At 44.4% G+C, this 20,273-nt stretch carries 18 protein-coding genes; 2 read left to right on the top strand and 16 right to left on the bottom strand.

Annotated elements, in window-relative coordinates:
* Positions 1 to 9: 9 nt before the first annotated feature.
* The 8 genes from ABN702_RS22465 to ABN702_RS22430 all read right to left on the bottom strand — a co-directional run bounded on the left by ABN702_RS22465 (position 10) and on the right by ABN702_RS22430 (position 9,352).
* Positions 10 to 900 (bottom strand): ABC transporter permease, encoded by an 891-nt coding sequence (locus tag ABN702_RS22465; RefSeq protein WP_417898793.1) that lies wholly within the window; start codon positions 898 to 900, stop codon positions 10 to 12.
* A 14-nt stretch (positions 901 to 914) separates the two neighbouring features.
* Positions 915 to 1,859, bottom strand: a complete 945-nt coding sequence (locus ABN702_RS22460) for an ABC transporter permease (RefSeq protein WP_417898792.1) — start codon at positions 1,857 to 1,859, stop codon at positions 915 to 917.
* A 62-nt stretch (positions 1,860 to 1,921) separates the two neighbouring features.
* Entirely contained in the window at positions 1,922 to 3,559 is a 1,638-nt protein-coding gene (locus ABN702_RS22455; protein ID WP_417898791.1) for an ABC transporter substrate-binding protein, read from the bottom strand.
* Positions 3,560 to 3,586: 27 nt separating this feature from the next.
* Entirely contained in the window at positions 3,587 to 4,813 is a 1,227-nt protein-coding gene (locus ABN702_RS22450) for a dipeptidase (protein WP_417898790.1), read from the bottom strand.
* Between the two features lie 71 nt (positions 4,814 to 4,884).
* Entirely contained in the window at positions 4,885 to 5,910 is a 1,026-nt protein-coding gene (locus ABN702_RS22445) for an ABC transporter ATP-binding protein (RefSeq protein WP_417898789.1), read from the bottom strand.
* 4 nt (positions 5,911 to 5,914) lie between these two features.
* Entirely contained in the window at positions 5,915 to 6,922 is a 1,008-nt protein-coding gene (locus ABN702_RS22440) for an ABC transporter ATP-binding protein (protein WP_417898788.1), read from the bottom strand.
* 38 nt (positions 6,923 to 6,960) lie between these two features.
* Complete coding sequence (locus ABN702_RS22435) at positions 6,961 to 7,503, bottom strand: helix-turn-helix domain-containing protein (protein ID WP_417898787.1); 543 nt, start codon at positions 7,501 to 7,503, stop codon at positions 6,961 to 6,963.
* Between the two features lie 757 nt (positions 7,504 to 8,260).
* Positions 8,261 to 9,352, bottom strand: coding sequence for a plasmid pRiA4b ORF-3 family protein (locus tag ABN702_RS22430; protein ID WP_417898786.1), 1,092 nt, complete (start codon positions 9,350 to 9,352; stop codon positions 8,261 to 8,263).
* Between the two features lie 564 nt (positions 9,353 to 9,916).
* On the opposite strand from ABN702_RS22430, the gene ABN702_RS22425 reads away from it, so the two are divergent.
* On the top strand, positions 9,917 to 10,441 hold the full coding sequence (locus ABN702_RS22425; RefSeq protein ID WP_417898785.1) for a competence protein ComK: 525 nt from the start codon (positions 9,917 to 9,919) through the stop codon (positions 10,439 to 10,441).
* Between the two features lie 145 nt (positions 10,442 to 10,586).
* Entirely contained in the window at positions 10,587 to 10,925 is a 339-nt protein-coding gene (locus ABN702_RS22420; RefSeq protein WP_417898784.1) for a hypothetical protein, read from the top strand.
* A 20-nt stretch (positions 10,926 to 10,945) separates the two neighbouring features.
* Here ABN702_RS22420 and ABN702_RS22415 read toward each other — a convergent pair whose 3' ends face one another.
* The 8 genes from ABN702_RS22415 to ABN702_RS22380 all read right to left on the bottom strand — a co-directional run bounded on the left by ABN702_RS22415 (position 10,946) and on the right by ABN702_RS22380 (position 20,133).
* Positions 10,946 to 11,197 (bottom strand): hypothetical protein, encoded by a 252-nt coding sequence (locus ABN702_RS22415; protein ID WP_417898783.1) that lies wholly within the window; start codon positions 11,195 to 11,197, stop codon positions 10,946 to 10,948.
* A gap of 10 nt (positions 11,198 to 11,207) precedes the next feature.
* Complete coding sequence (locus ABN702_RS22410) at positions 11,208 to 11,387, bottom strand: hypothetical protein (protein WP_417898782.1); 180 nt, start codon at positions 11,385 to 11,387, stop codon at positions 11,208 to 11,210.
* A 289-nt stretch (positions 11,388 to 11,676) separates the two neighbouring features.
* Positions 11,677 to 12,504 carry a carbohydrate ABC transporter permease gene (locus tag ABN702_RS22405; protein WP_386635081.1) on the bottom strand — a complete coding sequence of 276 codons (828 nt, stop codon included), beginning with the start codon at positions 12,502 to 12,504 and terminating at the stop codon, positions 11,677 to 11,679.
* 12 nt (positions 12,505 to 12,516) lie between these two features.
* Positions 12,517 to 13,422, bottom strand: a complete 906-nt coding sequence (locus tag ABN702_RS22400) for a carbohydrate ABC transporter permease (RefSeq protein WP_417898781.1) — start codon at positions 13,420 to 13,422, stop codon at positions 12,517 to 12,519.
* Positions 13,423 to 13,749: 327 nt separating this feature from the next.
* Entirely contained in the window at positions 13,750 to 15,000 is a 1,251-nt protein-coding gene (locus ABN702_RS22395) for an ABC transporter substrate-binding protein (protein ID WP_417898780.1), read from the bottom strand.
* 64 nt (positions 15,001 to 15,064) lie between these two features.
* Positions 15,065 to 17,158, bottom strand: coding sequence for a glycogen debranching N-terminal domain-containing protein (locus ABN702_RS22390; RefSeq protein ID WP_417898779.1), 2,094 nt, complete (start codon positions 17,156 to 17,158; stop codon positions 15,065 to 15,067).
* 114 nt (positions 17,159 to 17,272) lie between these two features.
* Entirely contained in the window at positions 17,273 to 18,277 is a 1,005-nt protein-coding gene (locus ABN702_RS22385; protein WP_417898778.1) for a LacI family DNA-binding transcriptional regulator, read from the bottom strand.
* 404 nt (positions 18,278 to 18,681) lie between these two features.
* Positions 18,682 to 20,133: a carbon starvation protein A gene (locus tag ABN702_RS22380; protein ID WP_417898777.1), complete on the bottom strand. Its 1,452-nt coding sequence runs from the start codon at positions 20,131 to 20,133 to the stop codon at positions 18,682 to 18,684.
* Positions 20,134 to 20,273 lie beyond the last annotated feature (140 nt).

Genomic DNA, 20,273 nt, shown 5'->3' with positions numbered 1-20,273 from the left:
TTATCAAATCTATTTCATGTGCTTTGGATCCAGTGCGTCACGTAGACCGTCCCCCAGAAAATTATAGGCCAAAACGACCAAAGTGATGGCTGCCCCAGGCAGAATTCCTAATATAGGTGCTGTCCAAATGTATTGCTGTGCATTCTGAAGCATATTGCCCCATGTCGGGGTCGGCGGTTGGATGCCCAAGCCCAGATAGCTGATTGCACTTTCCGTAAGAATCGCCCATGCAATACCAAGCGTGCTGGCAACAATAAGAGTCGGAATAATTTGTGGGATGACATGGCCAACGAGCGTTCGGAAAGCTGTTGCCCCCGATGCAATGGATGCCTCTACAAATTCAAGTGATTTCCATTTAAGCGTTTCTCCGTACACAACCCTGGCAATTTCCATCCAGGAGGTCATCCCTATGACAATAACAATCATCAACGGGCTTTGACCAAGTACGGTGAGTGCAACAAGGGCAAGGAAGAAATTTGGTATAGCCATCATCGCTTCTGTTATCCTCATGAGGACAGTATCCACCCAGCCACCGAAGTATCCTGCTGTGGCACCGACTATCCCTCCAAAAAGAATGATGAATCCCATGGAAGCAAATCCGACCAGCAAGGTGATTTGTCCTCCATGCAGCATTCTGCTCAGCACATCACGTCCCAGGTCATCCGTACCCATTGGATGGGACATAGTCCACGCTGCAAGTGTCTCTGTGGGATTTATTTTTTCCGGATCAAGGCTCCAGACAAGGGGTCCTATAAATACAATGATGTGTATCAACAACAGAAACCATAAAGAGAAAAAGGCGACCTTGTTCTTAGCAAGCCGTGATAGGACGCTACGCTTTTTCACTTTAATATTCGTTGTTACAATTTGTTCATTAGGTGCAACTTTTGCCGTTTCCATGTTCAGCCCTCCATCTATGCAACATTTCTGACACGCGGATCAATTTTGGAATAGATGAGATCCACAATAAAGTTGGAAAGTATGACGATAATCGTCACGATAACCGTTACTCCCATCACAAGATTGTAGTCTCTCCCCTGTGCCGCTTCTACGATTAACCGTCCCATTCCAGGCCAGCCGAACACCGACTCCACTATCACTGCCCCTCCAAGAAGACGGGGAATAAGAACGCCAATTATGGAAACAACCGGAATTAACGCGTTCCTTAAGGCATGCCAGTAGATAACGATAAATTCTTTTGCGCCTTTTGCCCGGGCTGTCCGGATGTAATTCTGTGTAATAACCTCAAGCATAGAGGAACGTGTGAACCGGACAATGGTAGGCAATGTCGATGTGGCCAATATGATGACTGGCATAATAAGATACCTGAACTGATCTGCAAGCGTCCCGTCTTCCGGTACAACTCCGGATGATGGGAGCCATTGCAGTGTGACAGAAAATAATAGAATAAGCATGATGGCAAGCCAGAAGGATGGAACTGAAAGGCCAATAACGCTGAAGAAATTAACCGTATAATCACTTAGCTTATTTCTCCTCACTGCCGCAATGATTCCAAGAATAATACCTAATATTACTGAAACCACTAGCGTGATGCTTGCCAAGGTCAGAGTGTGGGGAAAGCGTTCGGCAATTCGTTGTACTACGGGCTGCCCGCTTGAAAGTGACATCCCGAGATCTCCCTGCAATGCATCCGCTATCCAGATTCCATATCTGACAAGAATCGGCTTATCAAGACCCATACGTGTCATCAACGCCTGACGCTCTTCTTCACTTGCATCCATTCTCATCAGGGAAGAGGGACCGCCTGGCGCAAGGTTAATTAGAAAGAATGTAATTACGGTCACGATGAATACAAGAATGATACTTTGCCATAAGCGATTTATTACAAAGTGCAACACGTCTGTTCCTCCTTATATGACTATCGACCATCCCCTAAAAGGATGATCGACAGTTACTGGGATTAATCTACCCACCACTCATTCACATAATAAAGCTTGCCGCCCAGGTACATCTCAGGAGCACCTTTCAAGCTTTTGCTTACCACTGAAATCTCCTGTGGATACCATAAGTAAAGATATGGAAGGGTTTCTGACATGTACTGCTGTGCTTCTTTATAGATTTCAGCTCTTTCTTCTGGTTCACTGGTCTGTTGTCCCTTTAAAAGGAGTTCATCTAGTTTTTCGTCCTGATAGCCAGGAATATTGTTTCCTTTACCGGCATTTCCTGAAAAATGCTGGGCAAAAACGTCAGGATCGGTTGGGTATGCCCACCAGTTCAGGATCATTTCGTAGTCCCGCTGGATAACATTCTTTTGAATCATCGTGTTCCATTCCAATGTTTTCAATTGAACATCAAGACCTACTTCCTTCAGATACTGGTGTACCATCTGACTCACCGGCTCCAAATCTCCCTGTTGGGCAACTTCAAATAGGAATGAGAATTTCTTGCCATCCTTATCCAGGATTCCGTCTCCATCGGTGTCCGACCATCCGGCTTCTTCCAATAATTGTTTTGCTTTCTCAGGGTCATAGTCATATCTGGTTACTTCGTCTGTATAATACACTGCCTGGTTAGGAGTGATGGCTGCATCTGCTATCTTGGCATATCCCTTCAACACTGTATCAATGATTGCCTGCCGGTCAATCGCATGCAGGAAGGCTTGGCGAACTTTTACATCTGTGAACAATTCATTTTCCTGATTCAGAGATATCCAAAAATACTTCGTGGTATCATTGGCTATCACTTCTAAGTTATTGGAGCTTTTTACCCGATCAATCGACGCTTTATCCTCAAGTACAAAGAGGTCAAGCTCTCCGCTTAATGCTTGAGCAATTTGTGTATTGGCATCCGGAACAATTTTGAAGATGACGGTGTCCAGATTTGGTTCCCCCAAATAAAAATCCGGGTTAGCAACAAGCTCCACGCTTTGACCAGAAATATACTTTCCTACTTTAAATGGCCCTGTTCCAATCGGAGCCTCTTTATTAAAAGAAGTAAGCTCCCAAGGATCCTGCCCTTTCAGCTTGTGTTCAGGCAAAATTTCAGCGTTAAAACCCAGGTAAGCAGGCAATGCTGCATTAGCCGATTTCATATGGAATTCAACAATGAATTCTTCCACCACTTCCACATGATCTACAGTCTTGAAGTTGGATGCACCGTTTGCCCCCATGTCAGGGTTCAAGACAATATCATTGAATGTGAATGCGACATCTTCCGCAGTAAACTGTTCACCATCATGCCATTTCACATCATCTCGAAGGTTGAAAGTCCATACCATTCCATCTTCTGATGCCTGCCATGATTCAGCCAAGTGTGGTGCTGGTGCAAGATCTTCACCAGGTCTGGTAAGTCCCGAGAATATTACTCGGTTCACCAGGTTGGATTCGGCATAGGCATTAGGATGCCATGGGTTGAAAATCGGATCTCCCACAATCGGAAGCGTCACCTTCCCTCCTTTTTTCGGTTCCCCTGTGCTCTCATCTCCCCCTGTATCGGACGAGGAGCCTCCTGCACTACATGCGGACATGACCGCCAGAAGCACGACCATAAGCCAAGCAAATACCTGTTTTCTAAAAAGAACGGCTGATTTCTTTTCCATGTTTTATCCCCCTTAGTTTGTCTAAAATTACTTCACCCAAGTTTCCTTAAGGACACGAAGAATGTTCTCTCCCATCACTTTTTTGATATCTTCACGGCTGTATCCTTTCTTTACTAACCATCGCAGGATGTTTGGAAAACATTCTGCCGGATTTTCCAGCCCTTCCACATATTCCACTCTTTGCATGTTTGGCATTTGGGAGCTTTTGATGGACAGCTTTCCTGATAATAGAGTATGAAGACCGACATGATCTCCAAATAGAGTGTCAGGACCAAATGCTACATGGTCGATGCCTACTAGATTAGCGGTATATTCGAAATGCTCCATAAAGGATTCGATGTTATGAGCAGGATGTTTATGCGTGACCGTTGAATGTGGCGCTGCCTCTATCGCAATGACCCCGCCTTTCGCAGCACACGCTTTTATTACATAGTCTGGTTTTAAACGGTTCGTATTCCAAAGGGCCCGGGCCCCTGCATGGTTGATGGTTACTGGCTTGTCGCTTGTTTCAATAGTATCCATTGCTGTCTTATCACCCGAATGGGAAAGGTCGATGGTAATTCCAAGCTTGTTCATTCTTCTTACAGCCTGTTTACCAAATACCGTAAGCCCGCCGTCACTCGGCTCTCTTAGGCCTGAACCAAGCTGGTTTGCTTCCGAGTAGCATATTCCCATTGTCCTGACCCCAAACCCATATAAAACATCAAGTCTATCAAGCTCGTTCTCTATCATGGAGGATGACTCCAGCGCAGCGACAAATGCGATTTTCCCTTCTTCTTTAGCGCGGTACAGGTCAGATATGCGTTCCGCTTTGATCACCATGTCCTGATGGCCGATATCACTGAATCGTATTCCTAGGTCATGGATAACGTCTGACCATTTCCAACCAGCCTGTGAGGTGATCATTGCGGTCCCATCCATGAAGTTTTCGAAGACCACATCCAGTCCAGACTTGCTTAACGCCTCAAAAGCTGTCCAGTCCCTCCCTTGTCTTCTGAACTCGTAAAACTCGGAAAGATCTTCAGGAGCAATAAATGTGTGCTCGTGCATGGAGATGATATGATCTTCCTGGAGAATGGTCTGTACCTGAACTTCCTCCTCATCAGATACAGGGTATGTATAGGCAGGTACCCTGTTCAGTTCATCCGCCAATTTATATTCTTTGTAGTCCACACCTAGCTCCAGGTTTTGAAAAGACTTGTAACCATCATAAATTTTCTTCTTGTATTGCTTGATTTCTGTGTTTGAATTCATTCTTCATTCCTCCAATATTGTAATTTCAATATTAATAATTTTCAGTCATAAAGAGGCGTAGTTGCCCCTTTTTAACATACTTCCAAGGGATAATGGCATGCTACAAAATGACCTTTTTCGCGCTCCTGTAAAGGCGGTTCTTCTATTCTGCACCTATCGGATGCGATAGGACACCTAGTGTGAAACCTGCAGCCACTTGGCGGATTAGCCGGAGACGGGATTTCCCCTTTCAACACGACTCTTTCTTTTCGGTTGTAAGGGTTAGGTGATGGATTCGTCGAAATCAGCGCATGTGTATAAGGATGAAGTGGATGGTTGAACAGTTGATCCGTTTCTGCGACTTCCACTAGTTTTCCAAGGTACATAACACCAACACGATCGGAAATGTGACGAACAACATTTAAGCCATGGGCTATGAAGAGATAAGTTAATCCAAATTGCTTTTGCAAATCCTTGAGCAGATTGATGATTTGTGCCTGTACGGATACATCAAGGGCTGATACGGCTTCATCAGCTAAGATAAACTTGGGATTAAGTGCTATTGCCCTTGCTATTCCGACCCTTTGCCTTTGGCCGCCAGAGAATTCATGCGGATAACTGTGCCTTCTTGAGGGATCGATTCCAACAAGTTCCAGCAGCCTACACACTTTGTCGTCCCTCTCCTTACCATGGGCAATACCGTGTACTTTAAACATCTCGCCAATAGCTTCCCCGATAGTAAATCTGGGATTCAATGAACCAAACGGATCCTGGAAGATGATCTGCATTTCTCTTCTGAGTTTCCTGAGTTCCTGATTAGGTAAAGAAAGCAGTTCCTTTTCCTCGAATAAGACACTTCCATCCGTAGCTTCCATGAGCCTTAGGATGACTCGCCCCAGTGTGGATTTACCTGAACCGGACTCTCCGACCAACCCGAAGGTTTCGCCACGGTTAATGTAAAAGGATACATCATCCACCGCCTTCACGTGTCCGGTAACTTTCCTTAATATCCCCCCTTTAATCGGGAAGTATTTTTTTATGTTACTTGCGACTATTAGTGGTTCCTGTTTAATTTCCCCTTCGATATGTTCCAGAAGTGCGCTTGTTTCTTTTTCCATATCGTTACCTCCCTCCTGTCAGCACCGCTTCTTTGTTGGCAATAGCTTCATAGTGCCAGCATGCTATTCTTCGATTTTCATTTGCCCGTTCCAGTGGTGGCTCCACTTGTTTGCACTTGGAAGTTGCATATTCGCATCTTGGGTGAAAGCGGCAACCTGTCGGCATATCGGTTAGGTTCGGAATCCCCCCTTTAATGGAAGGAAGCTTTGCTGTCCTGTCTCCATCTGTTGTTGGAATGGAACGGAGTAGTCCTATGGTGTATGGGTGTAATGGCTTGTCAAAAATGTCATATACGGAGCCTTCCTCTAAGACTTTTCCTGCGTACATGACGACTACTCGGTCCGACATTTCTGCTGCAACACCGATATCATGGGTGATCAGGAGGATGGACATATTCAATTTTTCTTTCAAGTCCTGTAAAAGTGTTAGTATCTGAGATTGTATAGTTACATCCAGGGCTGTTGTAGGCTCGTCTGCTATGAGCAGCTTGGGGTCTGATGCGAGGGCCATGGCAATCATTGCTCGTTGTCTCATGCCCCCGGATAGTTCATGCGGGTATTGTTTCAGTCTAATGTCCGGTTCGGACATACCAACTAATTGAAGAAGTTCTCTTGCTCGTTTCATTGCTTCTGCTTTAGAGCTTTTTTTATGATAGCGAATGGCTTCACAAATCTGTTTGCCGATGGTGAATACGGGATTGAGAGCAGTCATCGGCTCCTGAAAAATCATCGAAATCTGTCCGCCCCTGATTTTGCACATTTCCTCATTGCTCTTTTGCACAAGATTTTCACCTTCAAAATTCATCTCTCCATTAAGGATCATCCCGTTTTCGAATTCAATGAGGCGAAGGATGGAAAGAGAGGTTACGCTCTTTCCACTTCCTGATTCCCCAACAATACATACGGTTTTTCCTCTTTCAACGGAGAAGGTAACGTCATCTATCGCTTTGATGATTCCATTGTCTGTTCTAAATCCTGCAGTCAGTTGTTTAATTTCCAAAATTCTACTCAACAGAGTTCCTCCTTTGGGAAAAATGAAAGATTGTTTGTTTAAAAGATGACCGGAGTGATGACACACAGGAGGATGGTTTCCTCCTCCAAAGGATTTTCTCCGTAGTGAGGCAGTTCAGAAGGAAAGTGAATAGAGTCGCCTTCCTTAATGAACAGGTCCTGGTTGTCAACGGTAAATACAACGGCCCCTTTAAGAACGTAATAGAATTCCTCACCTGGATGATGGAAGGTCTGGGTACGCTTCTGGTTTGGAGCCAAGTGTATGAGAAATGGCGCCAATGACCGTGCTGGAAATTCCCCATTCAGTCTAACGTATTTGGATTCAAGCCCCTTAATCTGGTAGGGAACCTGATCTTGTTTCTTCGTCACATATTTTTCGTTTTTCGGTCCTTCGAAGAAGTATGTAATGTTGACGTCGAAAGCATCAGCGATTTTCTTCAGTGAGTTGATGGCAAGTGATGATGTCCCTCGTTCTATTTGAGAAAGGAAACTAACTGAGAGATCCGTCTTTTCACTAAGTTGTTTCAATGTGATATTGTTCTTTATTCTAAGTTCTTTAATCTTCTGATAGATATCTTCCAATGTATTACCATCCTCAAATTTAATTATATTTTATAGTATTACTATATTTTTTACTGTATTACTAAATTATTTATAATCATATCATATTTTTTCTAAGTGTAAAGTTTATTTTTATAATTTTTAGAAAATTAACTAAGGACAGATTCATTGTCCTTAGTTAATTAGTACTTCTAATTATGACTTTGGAGAGACTATGTTTTTTTTAATATGGGATAGAAAGCTAAAATAAATATTAATAGTTAATACACTCCATATTGTTCGAAATATGGATACAAGCCATTTTGCGTTTATTCGCTAATAACTTTCAATATATGCGGCCATCATGCGGAAATTGTTGGAATTTTTGTTGTTTATCCTATGTTTCAGGGAGGTAATTTATAACTAGATACTTCAAAGGGATACTCTAAAAACTATTATCCATGAAAAGGAGAGATTCATATGAAAATCAAAGTGAAAAGCTGGAGCATGCTTACCCCTCAGGATAAATTGTTTATTCTCAAAGCAGTCAGCAGACGTTCTCAGGTGAAAATTGGTGCTTAGTAAAAATTATTATGGCCAGGTTCGTGTCCCCCATTAAAATCGCTAATTATCCATCTACCAATCTACAAAGTCACTTCCATGATAAATACACAATAATAACTCCAACATATTCCTCATAGAGACACGAGCCTTGCCTTTTCGTCTCAAAAAAAAAGCCCGACATCCAAACAAACTGGACATCGGTCATTTTGGAGACATCGCACTATGTCCCCACCGGTCACACCTCATTCAACCGCCAATTCACCTCATCCAGGTTAAATCCTTCATACCCCTGATCTTCTCCCCATTCTTTCATGTATACATGTTCAGGATGCTTCTTCTCTTGAATGATTTGCAGGAAGAGTTCGTAACCCGGTTCTCCCCCCACGTCTTCAGGTGGTGTGCTTCCTTGGCCAGCCAGGCATACAGGTCTGTTTCGGTCATGATTCTCAATCACCTTTTCCACCTCTATCTTATGCGTCCAGTCATCTCCAAAGTCATAGTTGTACAGGATTTGCGATGAGAGATAGTCTGAAAGTTTGACCCCGGTTTCCATTTTCATCGGTATCTCACCCTGATACTGAAAAGCTTCTTTGGTGCACACAAGATGAACAATTGGTTTATTTTGATGGAGAGCCACGACATTCTTCACCGAGCTTGGTGGGAAAATGAGAAAATCGTGAAGGTGATAGTTCTGCCATCCAAAGGCTGCCTGCAATACCTCATGCAATTTCGAAAAAGTGATATTGGATGGTACGATAATCCTGCGCCATACTTTATGATTCCTCAGCTCCAGCGTCACCTTCAGCTGCACTGCCTCCGTGTGAAACACAGATTGACCGGATAGGTCCTCCAACTCCTTATACAATGCTTCGTTTGGAAGATAATAGCTCTTCTTGCCGTCTCCAACCAGCAGCGTGCTGATTTTAAGGCTCAAATCCTTTTGCACGATGGAATCAGGATCAATCAATTCCCCAAAGTGATAGACAAACTCGCTCGAATTGTTCAACCTCGCGACAGCAGTTCGATCTTTTGTTTTGGAAAAGACCATCCTATCCGATGAGGAAATGAACCGCTCTATCAACTCCTCCTTGATGCACTCCGCTTGGAATACTTCACGAATGGCCCCTTTGATGTGAACATCAATATTCTTCCATTCCTTTGCTTTCAAGCCATAAAGCACAATCACATATCGATTCTTGTCATTCACCAGCACCAACGCTTTTTTCCGTCCAAGCTTTAGAACATTCGCGTGCCAGGCAAACAATGGATCCACCTCTATAGGTGCTTCAGGTGTCACTTTCAGTTCATCCAGGAGTTTTTTGTACATTGAATTAGCATAAATCTTCTCCTTACTGCCACTTGTATTTTTGTCGTTTTTGTATGTAATTATCTTAACATATTACTTAAATGTAAATCATTTCATGGGGATTCATTGGACAATGTACTCGTCCCCGATCCGTTGTAGAACAGAAAAATAAGCCGCATAAATAAGCAAAGTTTACTTATCCATGCGGCTTAATAGCCAAAAAACTTATCCCATAGTCCCAGATTCGTTTCACGCTGCTTAGGGACAGTGTATTGTAGTGTTGACAGCTATGGGAATGCAGTCAGGAGATGCGATGTGGTCTCTAGCTTTTTATATCAGCATTATATGTTGGTAGTACAAGAATGTTCTAGTAGAAGTGTACATTTTGATAGAGGAGGGCTATTTTTAAGACATTTGAAACCAAGGAACCTTTCTCTGATACCCATTTTTCCATCTTTTAAACTTATTTTTACAAAAATTCTAAATCTTTTGTAATAAATTACACTTTTATGTCTAATTATGGATTATAATGTAATTATAGGTATTTATACCTAAACAAAATTGATTTATTAAAGGAGTGTTTTGATGGTATTTATTGTGGAAGATTACGAGGTAAGTGAAACGACAATGGCGTTAATGGTTTATGCGCATCCCCAGCATCAGACGAAAATTCTCGATCTGGAGGGGGATTTCATTACGAGCGAATCTTCCAGGGATTTACTGAATCATGCGTGTTTAAACGAAGGCTGTACCGCCGAAGGGAGGCGAGCTGCTACAATTTTGGCGACGAACTACATACAGAAGACACCATTACTTGTTAACCAAGTGGAAGGAATCATCGCGATCCCGACACATTCACCAGATCAGCATATCTGCTGCTGGATATTCCTACATCATGTCCTTCAAGTTACTCCCATCACACCTGCCAAGTGCAAAATAACTTTCCAGAACTATACAGAAATAGAGCTCGATGTATCAGCAGCAACCATTCGTGAACAAATGAAAAAAGCCTCTATCGTACAGACCCGCTTCTGTTCGAACCAGCGCTATGCGTTTTGGTTGAATCCGAAGCCGAGGAGAAAGATGACGAAGCGGAGGTTGGAGGAATAGGGACAAGTCTATTTGTCCAAAACAACCTTGCAGATATTTCTGCAAGGTTGTTTGTCTGAATACACTTTTATCACAAAGACACTTTAGCGAACTATTACTAGTATTTTTTTGGTATGATAGTGAAAAAAGGGGGATTTTTCATGCAGTGGATGAGACACGTAAAATGGGGCCGCTGGATCAGCAACTTCTTTATCTCCGGTATCCTAGTGGTGTTTTTTATTCAATTACCAAATTTCCTTATGGCTTTGTTAAAGCACACCGGCCCCGGTCATTCCTGGTTCCGTACTTTGTCGTGAGCTACCTCCTCTTTTGGGTGATGCTACCTAAAAGCCCACATAGAATACGACTCTATTACGCCCTTGGTACAACAGGTGCGTGTTTATTATTCTTTCTATTGTTCATGTTGCTGATGTTCACCATTATGCTGATCAGTGCTTTGCTGTTTGACTCTTTTTCCATGGAGGCAATAGATATTTTGCACTAAGTCAGAGTGGGTGCTTGGATTTACATACTTCTTTCTAATTCTTTTAAACTTGCTTCTGCCAGGGATTTTACCTCTTTATTTTTATCTACAGATAATTCCTTGAGAACTTCAAAAAGATAAGTTTTATCATCTTTTAATTCTGGATTTTCACCTGTTGCATAGAAATACAAGTAACATAATAAATAAAATTTCACTTTAGATTTTTGGAGACATCTCATCTTTTCTACAATAAATTTAAACGTCTCTCCGTCAGCAAATAAGGCAATTTCCAAATAGAGTTTATTAATTTGTTGGGGGAGTGCCTTTTTCTATTTTAGTTTCTATCTCTTCCTTATAATCTACTAACTTTCTGATATTATGTTTATTGTTTGTTTCCACAATAGTGTGTAAATCCTTTTCTTCTCTAAGTCCATTTATAAAGTCAGTAAAAGAATTTGCTATTAAAAAGTCTACATGTATCATTTGACTCCTTGATTTTTAGATAGAACTGAATTATTTAAAACGGTGAACTCCTTGCCAAAAAGTAATGGTTAATTGAGCGTCCTTTATCCCGATTTCTTAATCAGTTCAGCATATTTTTATCCCTAATTATATTTCTATTTCGGAGACATATAATCCTTTATGCTTACTTTCTAATCGTCATCTTAATGGGTTAAGTAAACTTACAATTGAAAAACCCTCATGAAAAAGCGCTGTCCGCTTTTCCATGGGGGTTTTTGCTAGTGATATCTAAGGGTCAAGAGAGCTGTCCCTACTTCCCGCCCGTAAACGAAATACCCTTAATAAAGTATCTATTAAAGAATCCGTAAATGATCAGCACTGGCAGGGTGAATACCATGGAGGCGGCCATGATGTAGTTCCAGTAGCTGATGAATTGTCCTTTGAAGGTGTTGAGTCCGAGCGGCAGGGTGAACATGGCCGGGTCGGAAAGGATGATCAGCGGTCTCATGAAATCGTTCCAGAAGCCCATGAATACAAAGATTGCCTGTGCTGCCAGGGCCGGTTTTGCCAATGGCAGCACGATTTTGAAAAAGGTTCCGAAGCGGCTGAGGCCGTCCATTTCCGCAGCTTCTTCGAGTTCTTTCGGGAAGTTGATGAAAAACTGGCGCATCATGAAGATGAAGGTGGCGTTGATCATCGCCGGTACGATCATTCCCTGATAGGAATTCAGCCAGTCGAGTTCCCTTAGAATCAGGTAGTTAGGAATCATCGTTACTTGGGCAGGGATCATCAGCACGGCCAGGATGATGATGAATAAGCTCTTTCTTCCCGGAAAGCTGAGTCTCGCCAGCGCATAGCCTGCCATGGAGTTGAAAAGCAGGTTTAACGCTGTCCCGACCACGGCAATGATCAGACTGTTCAATAGCCATCTAGGAAACAGCTCCTGTTGCAGGAAGATTTCTTTATAGTTGTCGAGCGTGAAATTTCTTGGGATAAAATTGATCGTGCCACTCACAATTTCCTCCAGTGTTTTGAAGGAGGAGGATACTGCCCATAAAAAAGGGATCAGCGTAATGACGGCGTAGAGTCCGAGTATGCCATATAGCAGGGTTTTGCCCGCATTTCTTTTCTTTTTCATTGGTTCTCCTCCTTAGTAAAGTGATTCTTCCTTCGAAAATTTGCGCTGCAGCAAGGTCGCGATCAGAATGACCAAGGAGAGCATGACTGCAATTGCTGCTGCATATCCCATGGTTCCCAAGCTTTTGAAGGCATATTGATAGATTAATAGTACGACGGTCAGAGTGGAATTGTCCGGTCCACCCGATCCACCTGAGAAAATGAAAGATTGGTCAAACAGCTGGAACGTACCGATCAGTCCCATGATAACGACAAAGGATGTAACAGGTCGCAAGTTCGGGACAGTGATATACAGGAATTTTTTAAAGGCATTGGCTCCATCCAATTCTGCAGCCTCATAAAGCGAGTCCGGTATATCCTGCAAGGCTGCCAAATAGATGACCATAAAGAATGGGGCGGTTGCCCAAATGTTCATGATCATGATGGCGATCAAGGCCACACTCGGATCCCCCATCCAGTTATAGGTTGGCAGTCCGATAAAGGAAAGAATTTTATTAATAAGTCCGTTCTGGTTGTACATCCACATGAAAATCAGAGTCAGGACGGCTGACGAGGTCAAGGTCGGAAGGAAATAGACGATCCGGAAAAAGCTCTGACCTTTAAGCCCAGCATTCAGCGTGGCAGCAAGTATGAGTGCCAGCAAGGTTTGAATCGGAACAACGATGATGACATATTTAAAAGTGTTCCATAACGCCCTCAATGCCCGTTGATCATCCGCGATATTGGTGAAATTGGCGAATTTCACGAAATCAAAGGTTGCAGTCCCCAAGAGCTGCACTTTATGAAAAGATAGGAAGAAAGCATATAAAATAGGACCAATAATGAATAATGCCAGTACGAAGATAGCTGGTGCCATAAAGGTATAGCCTTGGGTAGCTTCCCTTATTGTTCTTTTGGAATAGGTTCGTTTTTTCTTCATGTTATTCACTCCTTTTCGCCTCCCGAGTTCCAAACAGATAGATGAACTCTTTCTGTAGAAGAGCGTTCTTCTGCACAAAGAATGCATCTGTTTCCTGCTCTTTAAACACCGCTGTTGATTTCCGCAATAGGCTGCGCTTTCCGCGGGGCGGTGCTGGAGCCTCCTCGGGCTTCGCCCTGTGGGGTCTCCAGCCTACCGCTATCTCCCGCAGGAGTCTTCGCCTATTGCACCAATCACCAGCTAGATACATAAATATTCTCCAGATTCACATTATTAATGGAGCATCCTGGCCTAAGTGAACCAGGAAACTCCTACTCCTACTTGCTTTTATTCACCGATTTCCTTGTTTGCCTGTTCTTCCGCTTCTTTTAACGCCTTTTCCAGCTGCTTCTGACCCAAGAAGACAGAAACAAATTGGTTGTTGAAGTTGTTCATGATCGTCGGCAGGTTCACGCCATTTGCCCATACTGTTGCATAGGATGCTCCGGCAACAAGTGGCGCACGGTATTCATCCTGATCAAAGCCCAGTTTTTCTGCAACGGACTTACGTGTTGGAAGGGCATAGCCTTTGGATGTCCAGATTTCCATGCCTTCAGGACCTGTCAAGTACTCGATCAGCTCCCATGATGCTTCCTTCTTCTCTGATGCTGCATTCATGACATAGGATACCGTGTATGCCATCGTCCCTTTTTCTCCGTTGATAGTCGGGATTTCGGCTGTTCCGTATTCTACGTTAGGGAAGGTGTCTGACAGGAATGGAATGGCCCAGTTTCCTTCGATGACCATTGCCGCTTTTTCCTGACCGAACATTTCACCGCCCCAGTTTGCGCCTACATCAGATGGTTGAGCAGCTGTTTTATCAACATTCCGTTGGTCGATGATCGGCTGAAGCGCCTCCACGACCTTTTTATCTGCAAAATTAGCTTTATCATCCTTCACTACTTCTCCGCCCAATGATTCAGCAATGTAATACATGCGAGCCAATTCAGGTGCTACCCCAAGGCCGACTACACCGTCTTTTGTCAGCTGCTTGGAGGCTTCACGCATTTCCTCCCAAGTTGTTGGAACCTCTACTCCAGCCTCTTCAAACATCTTTTTATTGTAAAATAACGCTAAGGTCGAATAGTCTTTCGGGAAGCCGTATGTTTTTCCGTCCTTTTGAAAAGCTTCCAGTAGTGGCTTTTCAAAATCATCAACATCAAATTCATCTGTCACATAGTCATCGAGCGGCTCGAGCACGCCTGTTTCGATCAATGCCGGTGCTTCAAAGGCATCCAGATAGAAGACATCCGGTGCTTCATTTCCGATTAGGCGCGTTTTGATGACGTCCATATATTGGTCCGAGATGACTTCATGCTTCACTTTGATGTTCGGATGTTTTTCTTCAAAGGAATCCAGTGCTTCCCTCAACAATTTTGTCTCAGATGGGTTGCCTCCCCAGCCGGCAAGTGTGATTTCCACCTGATCGCCGGATCCTTCCCCGTCAGATGAGCTGCCACTTCCACCGCAGCCGGCCAAAATTCCCCCAAACAGCATCGACATTACCCCAAATGTTGCCAACCATTTTTTCGCTTTCATTTTCTAACCCCTCTTCCTTTGTTATGTTTATATCTTCAAGAGAAATTTCTTCTCTTTAAAGCCGTTATTCAATAACTTCCAGTCCGGTTGTGTTTTCAGTGATTTCGACCTCAGCATGCCCTTGCGCATTTTTCGTAACTTGGAGGGAAAGTATGCCGGATGCGATTTTCATCCCGCTCACCTCAAGGGTGTTCATGCCGTCCGGCAGTACAGGTGCAAGCTGGATCGTGCCATTCAGTGCATCAGGGAACAGGCCGAGTATCGTTTGGACGAATACGAGCGGTGTGCCTGCAGCCCAGGCCTGCGGTGAGCAGGCAACCGGATATTTCACCGTTTTGCCAAGCGATTTTTCATAGCCGCAGAACAGCTCAGGCAGACGGTCGTATTCGAAGTTTGCCGCCGCATCCATCAGCCCTTGGATGACTGTGTTTGCTTTATGCTGATGCTGCAGCTTGCTCATTCCAAGCAGGATCATGCTGTTGTCATGCGGCCAGATACTGCCGTCATGATAGCTCATCGGGTTATAGCCTGCTTCTCCCTTGCCCATGGTGCGGATGCCGTAGCCGGAGAACATGGCGGATGATAATAGTGTTTCCATGACCGCTTCTGCTTTATCCTGGTCCAGCATTTCCGAGAATAGGAGATGGCCCGGGTTGGAGGTGATGGTGCCGACCTGGTTTTTGTCTCGATCAAGGGCGATGGCGTAGAAGCTGACGTCGTCCATCCAGAATTCCTCGTCGAATTTTTCCTTGAGGCGCTGAATGTCTCCCAGCAGTCTTGCCGCTTCCTCTTGTTTTCCGAGTTTTTCATAGATGGCTGCGATGCCTTTTTTGGCCTGGTACACATAGCCCTGAACCTCGGAAAGCGCGATCGGTGTTGTCGCATATTCGCCATTTCGGTGAACGATTGAGTCGCCTGAGTCCTTCCAGCCCTGGTTAGCGATGCCCTTGCTTGCTTCCTGGTGATATTCGACGAACAGGTCGCCATCTCTGTCCCCGTATTGGTCAATCCAGGTCAGGGCCGCTTCGATGTTCGGCTCTAAGTCTTTCACGATGGTTGTATCACCGGTCCATCTTACATATTCCGTCAGGAGCACGAGAAACAGCGGAGTCGCATCGATTGTCCCGTAGTATGGAGTGAAAGGAATCTGTCCGGTTGTCGAAAGCTCGCCAAAGCGCATCTCATGCATGATTTTGCCCGGCTGTTCATCTCGCCAAGGGTCGACTTTCGTTCCTTGGTTGTTTGCCATTGTGTAGAGCGTCCCTTTTGCGACGTCCGGCTGGAAAGCCAGCATCTGCAGGGCAGCAATCAGGCTGTCCCGGCCAAAAGGAACACCGAACCACGGTAAGCCTGCGACAGGGAATGACCCATGACCGACGTCTGTCAAAAGGACGCGCAGATCGCCGAGGCCTCTGTCGACCAATCGTTGCAGCGGCTTGTGGTCTGTACTGATTTTGGTGATGGTCGTGTCCCATTCCTTATAGGAGCTTTCCAGTTTAGCCAGTGCTTCTTCGGCTGGCAGGATTGCCTTTTGTTCTTCGCCATGCTGCGGTTGGATCATGAAAGTCACGGCTTGCTCCTCTTCATGGGCAAGTTGGAACGGAAAAACGATTTCTCCGTGCTCATGAATTTTCTGCGCTTCCTTATCCCATGTCACATAAGTGCGGCGTGCAAGGTCGTCAGCACCTTCATAATGGAAAGTCAGTGATTGGCCTTCGATCGTCTGTCCCTTTCTTTCCCCGATATCCCCGTTCTGGAACCCGCGCACGATGAACATGTCTGCAAAATCTACATCGAGGTGGACGCTGATATCAAATTCGATTTCCTTCGGGTAGTAGTTTTTAACTGTAATAGTCTCGTAGAGCACGTAATCATGGATAAATCGGCTGCGCTTGATTTCTACTGATTCGCGCCACAGAATGAGTTCACCATCCTTTTCCATGTGCGGGTTTGTGAGCATGATGGTGGCCTTGTAGTTTTCAGCCGCATCGGAGTGAAGCAGAATCGGCTCTTCCCCGTTTATCTTCAGGTCCAGTTTGCTCAAAAATCTCGTGTCCTTCGTATATAGGCCCAAGCCGTATGGATGGTTTTCCGGAATATTCCCGCTTGTGTCCGTGAGCAGGAATAAGTCGTTTTCTTTGATTACTCGATAGTCCATGTTGTAGCCTCCTACTTAAGATCCTGTACCCGAAACGTTTTGGAAAAGAGGTAACCTTCAATTCCAAAACGTTTCGGATTTTCTTGATGATAAAAACCACAGTCGATTGTGGTTCTAATTGCTTGATTCCCTAAGGATTAACTCGGTATCTATTATTCTGGCATGCTGAGTGGCCTCCCCCTCAAGCATCCCGATCAGAAGCAATGCCGCTTCCCATCCCAATCTGTATTTATCCTGTCGGATTGTCGATAGTGTCGGGCTTGCATAGGATGCGAGCAGGATATCATCATAGCCGATGACGGCAATATCCTCGGGAACCCTTTTTCCTATTCGTTTGATGGCCTTGATGGCGCCGAATGCCATCAGGTCGCTTGCACAGAATAGTGCGGTGATTTCCGGATACTCTTTCAATAGTTCCAAGGTGGCCTCTTCCGCTTTGTCTTCTACAAAATCGCCTGTTCTGACCCAGTCCATCCGAATGTCCAGACTATGTTCGTATAAGGCTTCCCTATATCCCTGCAGCCGTCTGATACTGACATCCGCATGGGAGTGTCCATTGATCATGCCTATCTTCATGTGCCCTCTGTCGATCAGGTGTTTGACAGCATCCCTCGCACCTGCGACGTTGTCTGTCGTCACATAGCCGACGGTGTTGGATTCAATCGGGATGTCGATGAGTACGCAAGGAATGTCACTCTCCACGACCTCCTCCAGGTACGGATCATCCGTCCTGATGCCCTGAATGATCACGCCGTCCACCCGGCGTTCCCGGCAAAGCTGTGTATATGTCTTTTCCCGCTGCTTCGTGGAAGTGGTGCTGAACAAAACAAGGTCATACTCCGAATCGGCACTCGCCTGGTTGATGCCGCAAAGGACTTCAAAGGTGAAGTTGTCCTTCACCCCATCCCGATTCATATTCGATACGAGCAGGCCGATTGTTTTGGACTTCTTCATCACCAGACTTCTTGCTACCGTATTGGGGCTATAGTTCAATTCCTTTGCAACATCCATGATTCGCTGCCTTGTCTTATTGCTCACATCCGAATAGCCATTCAACGCCCGGGAAACGGTTGTCACAGAAACACCTGCAACCTTGGCAATGTCTTTAATCGTCGTCATGAATTTCCTCCAAAACGTTTCGGATAATTTCTTACAAGAAGGATAACACGGATTTGAAAGCGATTGCAAGTAAAATTTCTTGGAGATTGGCTTGATATTTCTTCCCTGTCATTCTCAAAAAAAGAAGCCGGATGGATAAACGTTTTCAACTGACTTTATGACTCTAGACAAACTCGGTGCCCAGGAAGACTTCTCGCGATGGAGTACCGCCGGAAACGTTGCGTTCCCTGGGTAGATTTGTCTTTCATAAAAGGGATAATGGGGGCGTTAGAACAATAGATTTGTCCTTCATATGTCTACAAAAAAACAAGCCGGATGGATAAGCACATAGTGCTCTTCCATCCGGCTCTTATTACTCATCTGTGGGCTTGATCATTTGGGACAGTGGACCTGTCCCCATCCCCCTAAGCCACCTTATCATAATCCGATACATCCACCTCAAGCGGGATGTTATTGGCACGGGCTTTTTGTGCTTGTCTAAAGAACAGTGCTACCAGGATGGCGGTTCCAATGAATCCGCCGATCCATGCGTAGTTCATTGGCAATCGGAATCCGATTGGTGCGTTCAGGATGTAGGTGATGACCATGACCAGCATGAATGTTCCTGGGATCAGTGATATCCAGTAGTTCTTTCTAGCAATATATAAATACATGGCACCTACAAACAATGCGATGACTGCTGTGGCTTGGTTGGCCCAGCTGAAATATCTCCAAAGGAGGTTAAAGTCGATTTGTGTCAGGACTACGGAGATCGCAAATAGTGGAAGCGCGATCCATAGACGGCTTGATATTTTCTTTTGTGCAATGTTTAAATACTCTGCAATGATCATACGTGCACTTCTGAAAGCTGTGTCCCCAGAAGTAATTGGAAGGATTACAACTCCAAGTACTGCAAGCGTTCCGCCAACTGCTCCAAGCATTAATGTGGAAACTTCGCTGACGATGGCACCAGGTCCGCCTGCTGCAAGTAATTCGCCTAATCCATTATATCCATCGAATAGACTCATTGCCGCCGCTGCCCAAATCATGGCAATGATACCTTCAGCAATCATCATACCGTAGAAGATTTTACGTCCCTGCTTTTCATTTTGAGTCGTACGGGAAATGATTGGTGTTTGTGTTGCATGGAATCCAGAAAGTGCCCCACATGTGATCGTGAAAAATATCAGTGGGAAAATCGGTAAATTGTCCGGATGGAAATTAGAAAATGAAAGCTCAGGAATCGGTGCACCTTTTACTACTAATCCAATTCCTACTCCAAGAGCACTGATTACTAGCACTGCCCCGAAGTATGGATAGAGGCGACCGATAATTTTATCAACTGGCAATAGTGTTGCCAAAATGTAATATAGAAAAATAACTGCAATAAGAATGCCCAACGCAACTTTTCCGTCCAATAATACGTTAAGAAGGCTTGCAGGTGTAGATACGAATACTGTACCAACCAACAATAGCAGCAAGACAGCAAAGGCATTTACTACATGCTTCATTGCTTTTCCAAGGAACTTAGTTGCAAGCTCAGGTAAATGAGCGCCACGGTTACGGATGGAGATCATTCCTGTCAGGTAGTCATGAACCGCTCCGGCAAAAATACAGCCGACAACAATCCAGATAAATGCGACAGGGCCGTATAGCGCTCCCATGATCGGTCCGAATACAGGTCCGGTTCCTGCGATATTCAATAGTTGAATCAGCGAGTTTTTCTTTGTGTTCATTGGCACATAGTCTACACCATCTGCATCAACATAAGCTGGTGTTGCTCGCTCCTCTTTTATCCCGAACACTTTTTCGACAAACTTGCCGTACGTAAAGTATCCGATAATCAACAAGACGATGGCCGTTAAGAATGTAATCATTGCTTTTCCCCCTTCATAAATCCTTATGAATGCGTTTTCATAAATCTAGTATAAGAAAAAACTAGACTCATATGAGGATTTGGGGTTAAGAGGTGTGAATGTTGGATTAAGATGCATTTTAGCGGGATTAACGTGCAAAA

Origin of the sequence: Bacillus haimaensis (assembly GCF_048270625.1) — a bacterium.
In the GTDB taxonomy this organism is placed as follows: Bacteria; Bacillota; Bacilli; order Bacillales; family Bacillaceae_I; genus Sutcliffiella_A; species Sutcliffiella_A haimaensis.
This window is presented reverse-complemented; position numbering and strand designations above follow the sequence as displayed.

Bases quoted from the DNA above. Each gene is read 5' to 3' on its own strand.
- ABN702_RS22465 (WP_417898793.1), bottom strand. From the start codon at position 900: ATGGAAACGGCAAAAGTTGCACCTAATGAACAAATTGTAACAACGAAT.
- ABN702_RS22455 (WP_417898791.1), bottom strand. From the start codon at position 3,559: ATGGAAAAGAAATCAGCCGTTCTTTTTAGAAAACAGGTATTTGCTTGG.
- ABN702_RS22450 (WP_417898790.1), bottom strand. From the start codon at position 4,813: ATGAATTCAAACACAGAAATCAAGCAATACAAGAAGAAAATTTATGAT.
- ABN702_RS22445 (WP_417898789.1), bottom strand. From the start codon at position 5,910: ATGGAAAAAGAAACAAGCGCACTTCTGGAACATATCGAAGGGGAAATT.
- ABN702_RS22430 (WP_417898786.1), bottom strand. From the start codon at position 9,352: ATGTACAAAAAACTCCTGGATGAACTGAAAGTGACACCTGAAGCACCT.
- ABN702_RS22425 (WP_417898785.1), top strand. From the start codon at position 9,917: ATGGTATTTATTGTGGAAGATTACGAGGTAAGTGAAACGACAATGGCG.
- ABN702_RS22410 (WP_417898782.1), bottom strand. From the start codon at position 11,387: ATGATACATGTAGACTTTTTAATAGCAAATTCTTTTACTGACTTTATA.
- ABN702_RS22405 (WP_386635081.1), bottom strand. From the start codon at position 12,504: ATGAAAAAGAAAAGAAATGCGGGCAAAACCCTGCTATATGGCATACTC.
- ABN702_RS22400 (WP_417898781.1), bottom strand. From the start codon at position 13,422: ATGAAGAAAAAACGAACCTATTCCAAAAGAACAATAAGGGAAGCTACC.
- ABN702_RS22395 (WP_417898780.1), bottom strand. From the start codon at position 15,000: ATGAAAGCGAAAAAATGGTTGGCAACATTTGGGGTAATGTCGATGCTG.
- ABN702_RS22390 (WP_417898779.1), bottom strand. From the start codon at position 17,158: ATGGACTATCGAGTAATCAAAGAAAACGACTTATTCCTGCTCACGGAC.
- ABN702_RS22385 (WP_417898778.1), bottom strand. From the start codon at position 18,277: ATGACGACGATTAAAGACATTGCCAAGGTTGCAGGTGTTTCTGTGACA.
- ABN702_RS22380 (WP_417898777.1), bottom strand. From the start codon at position 20,133: ATGATTACATTCTTAACGGCCATCGTCTTGTTGATTATCGGATACTTT.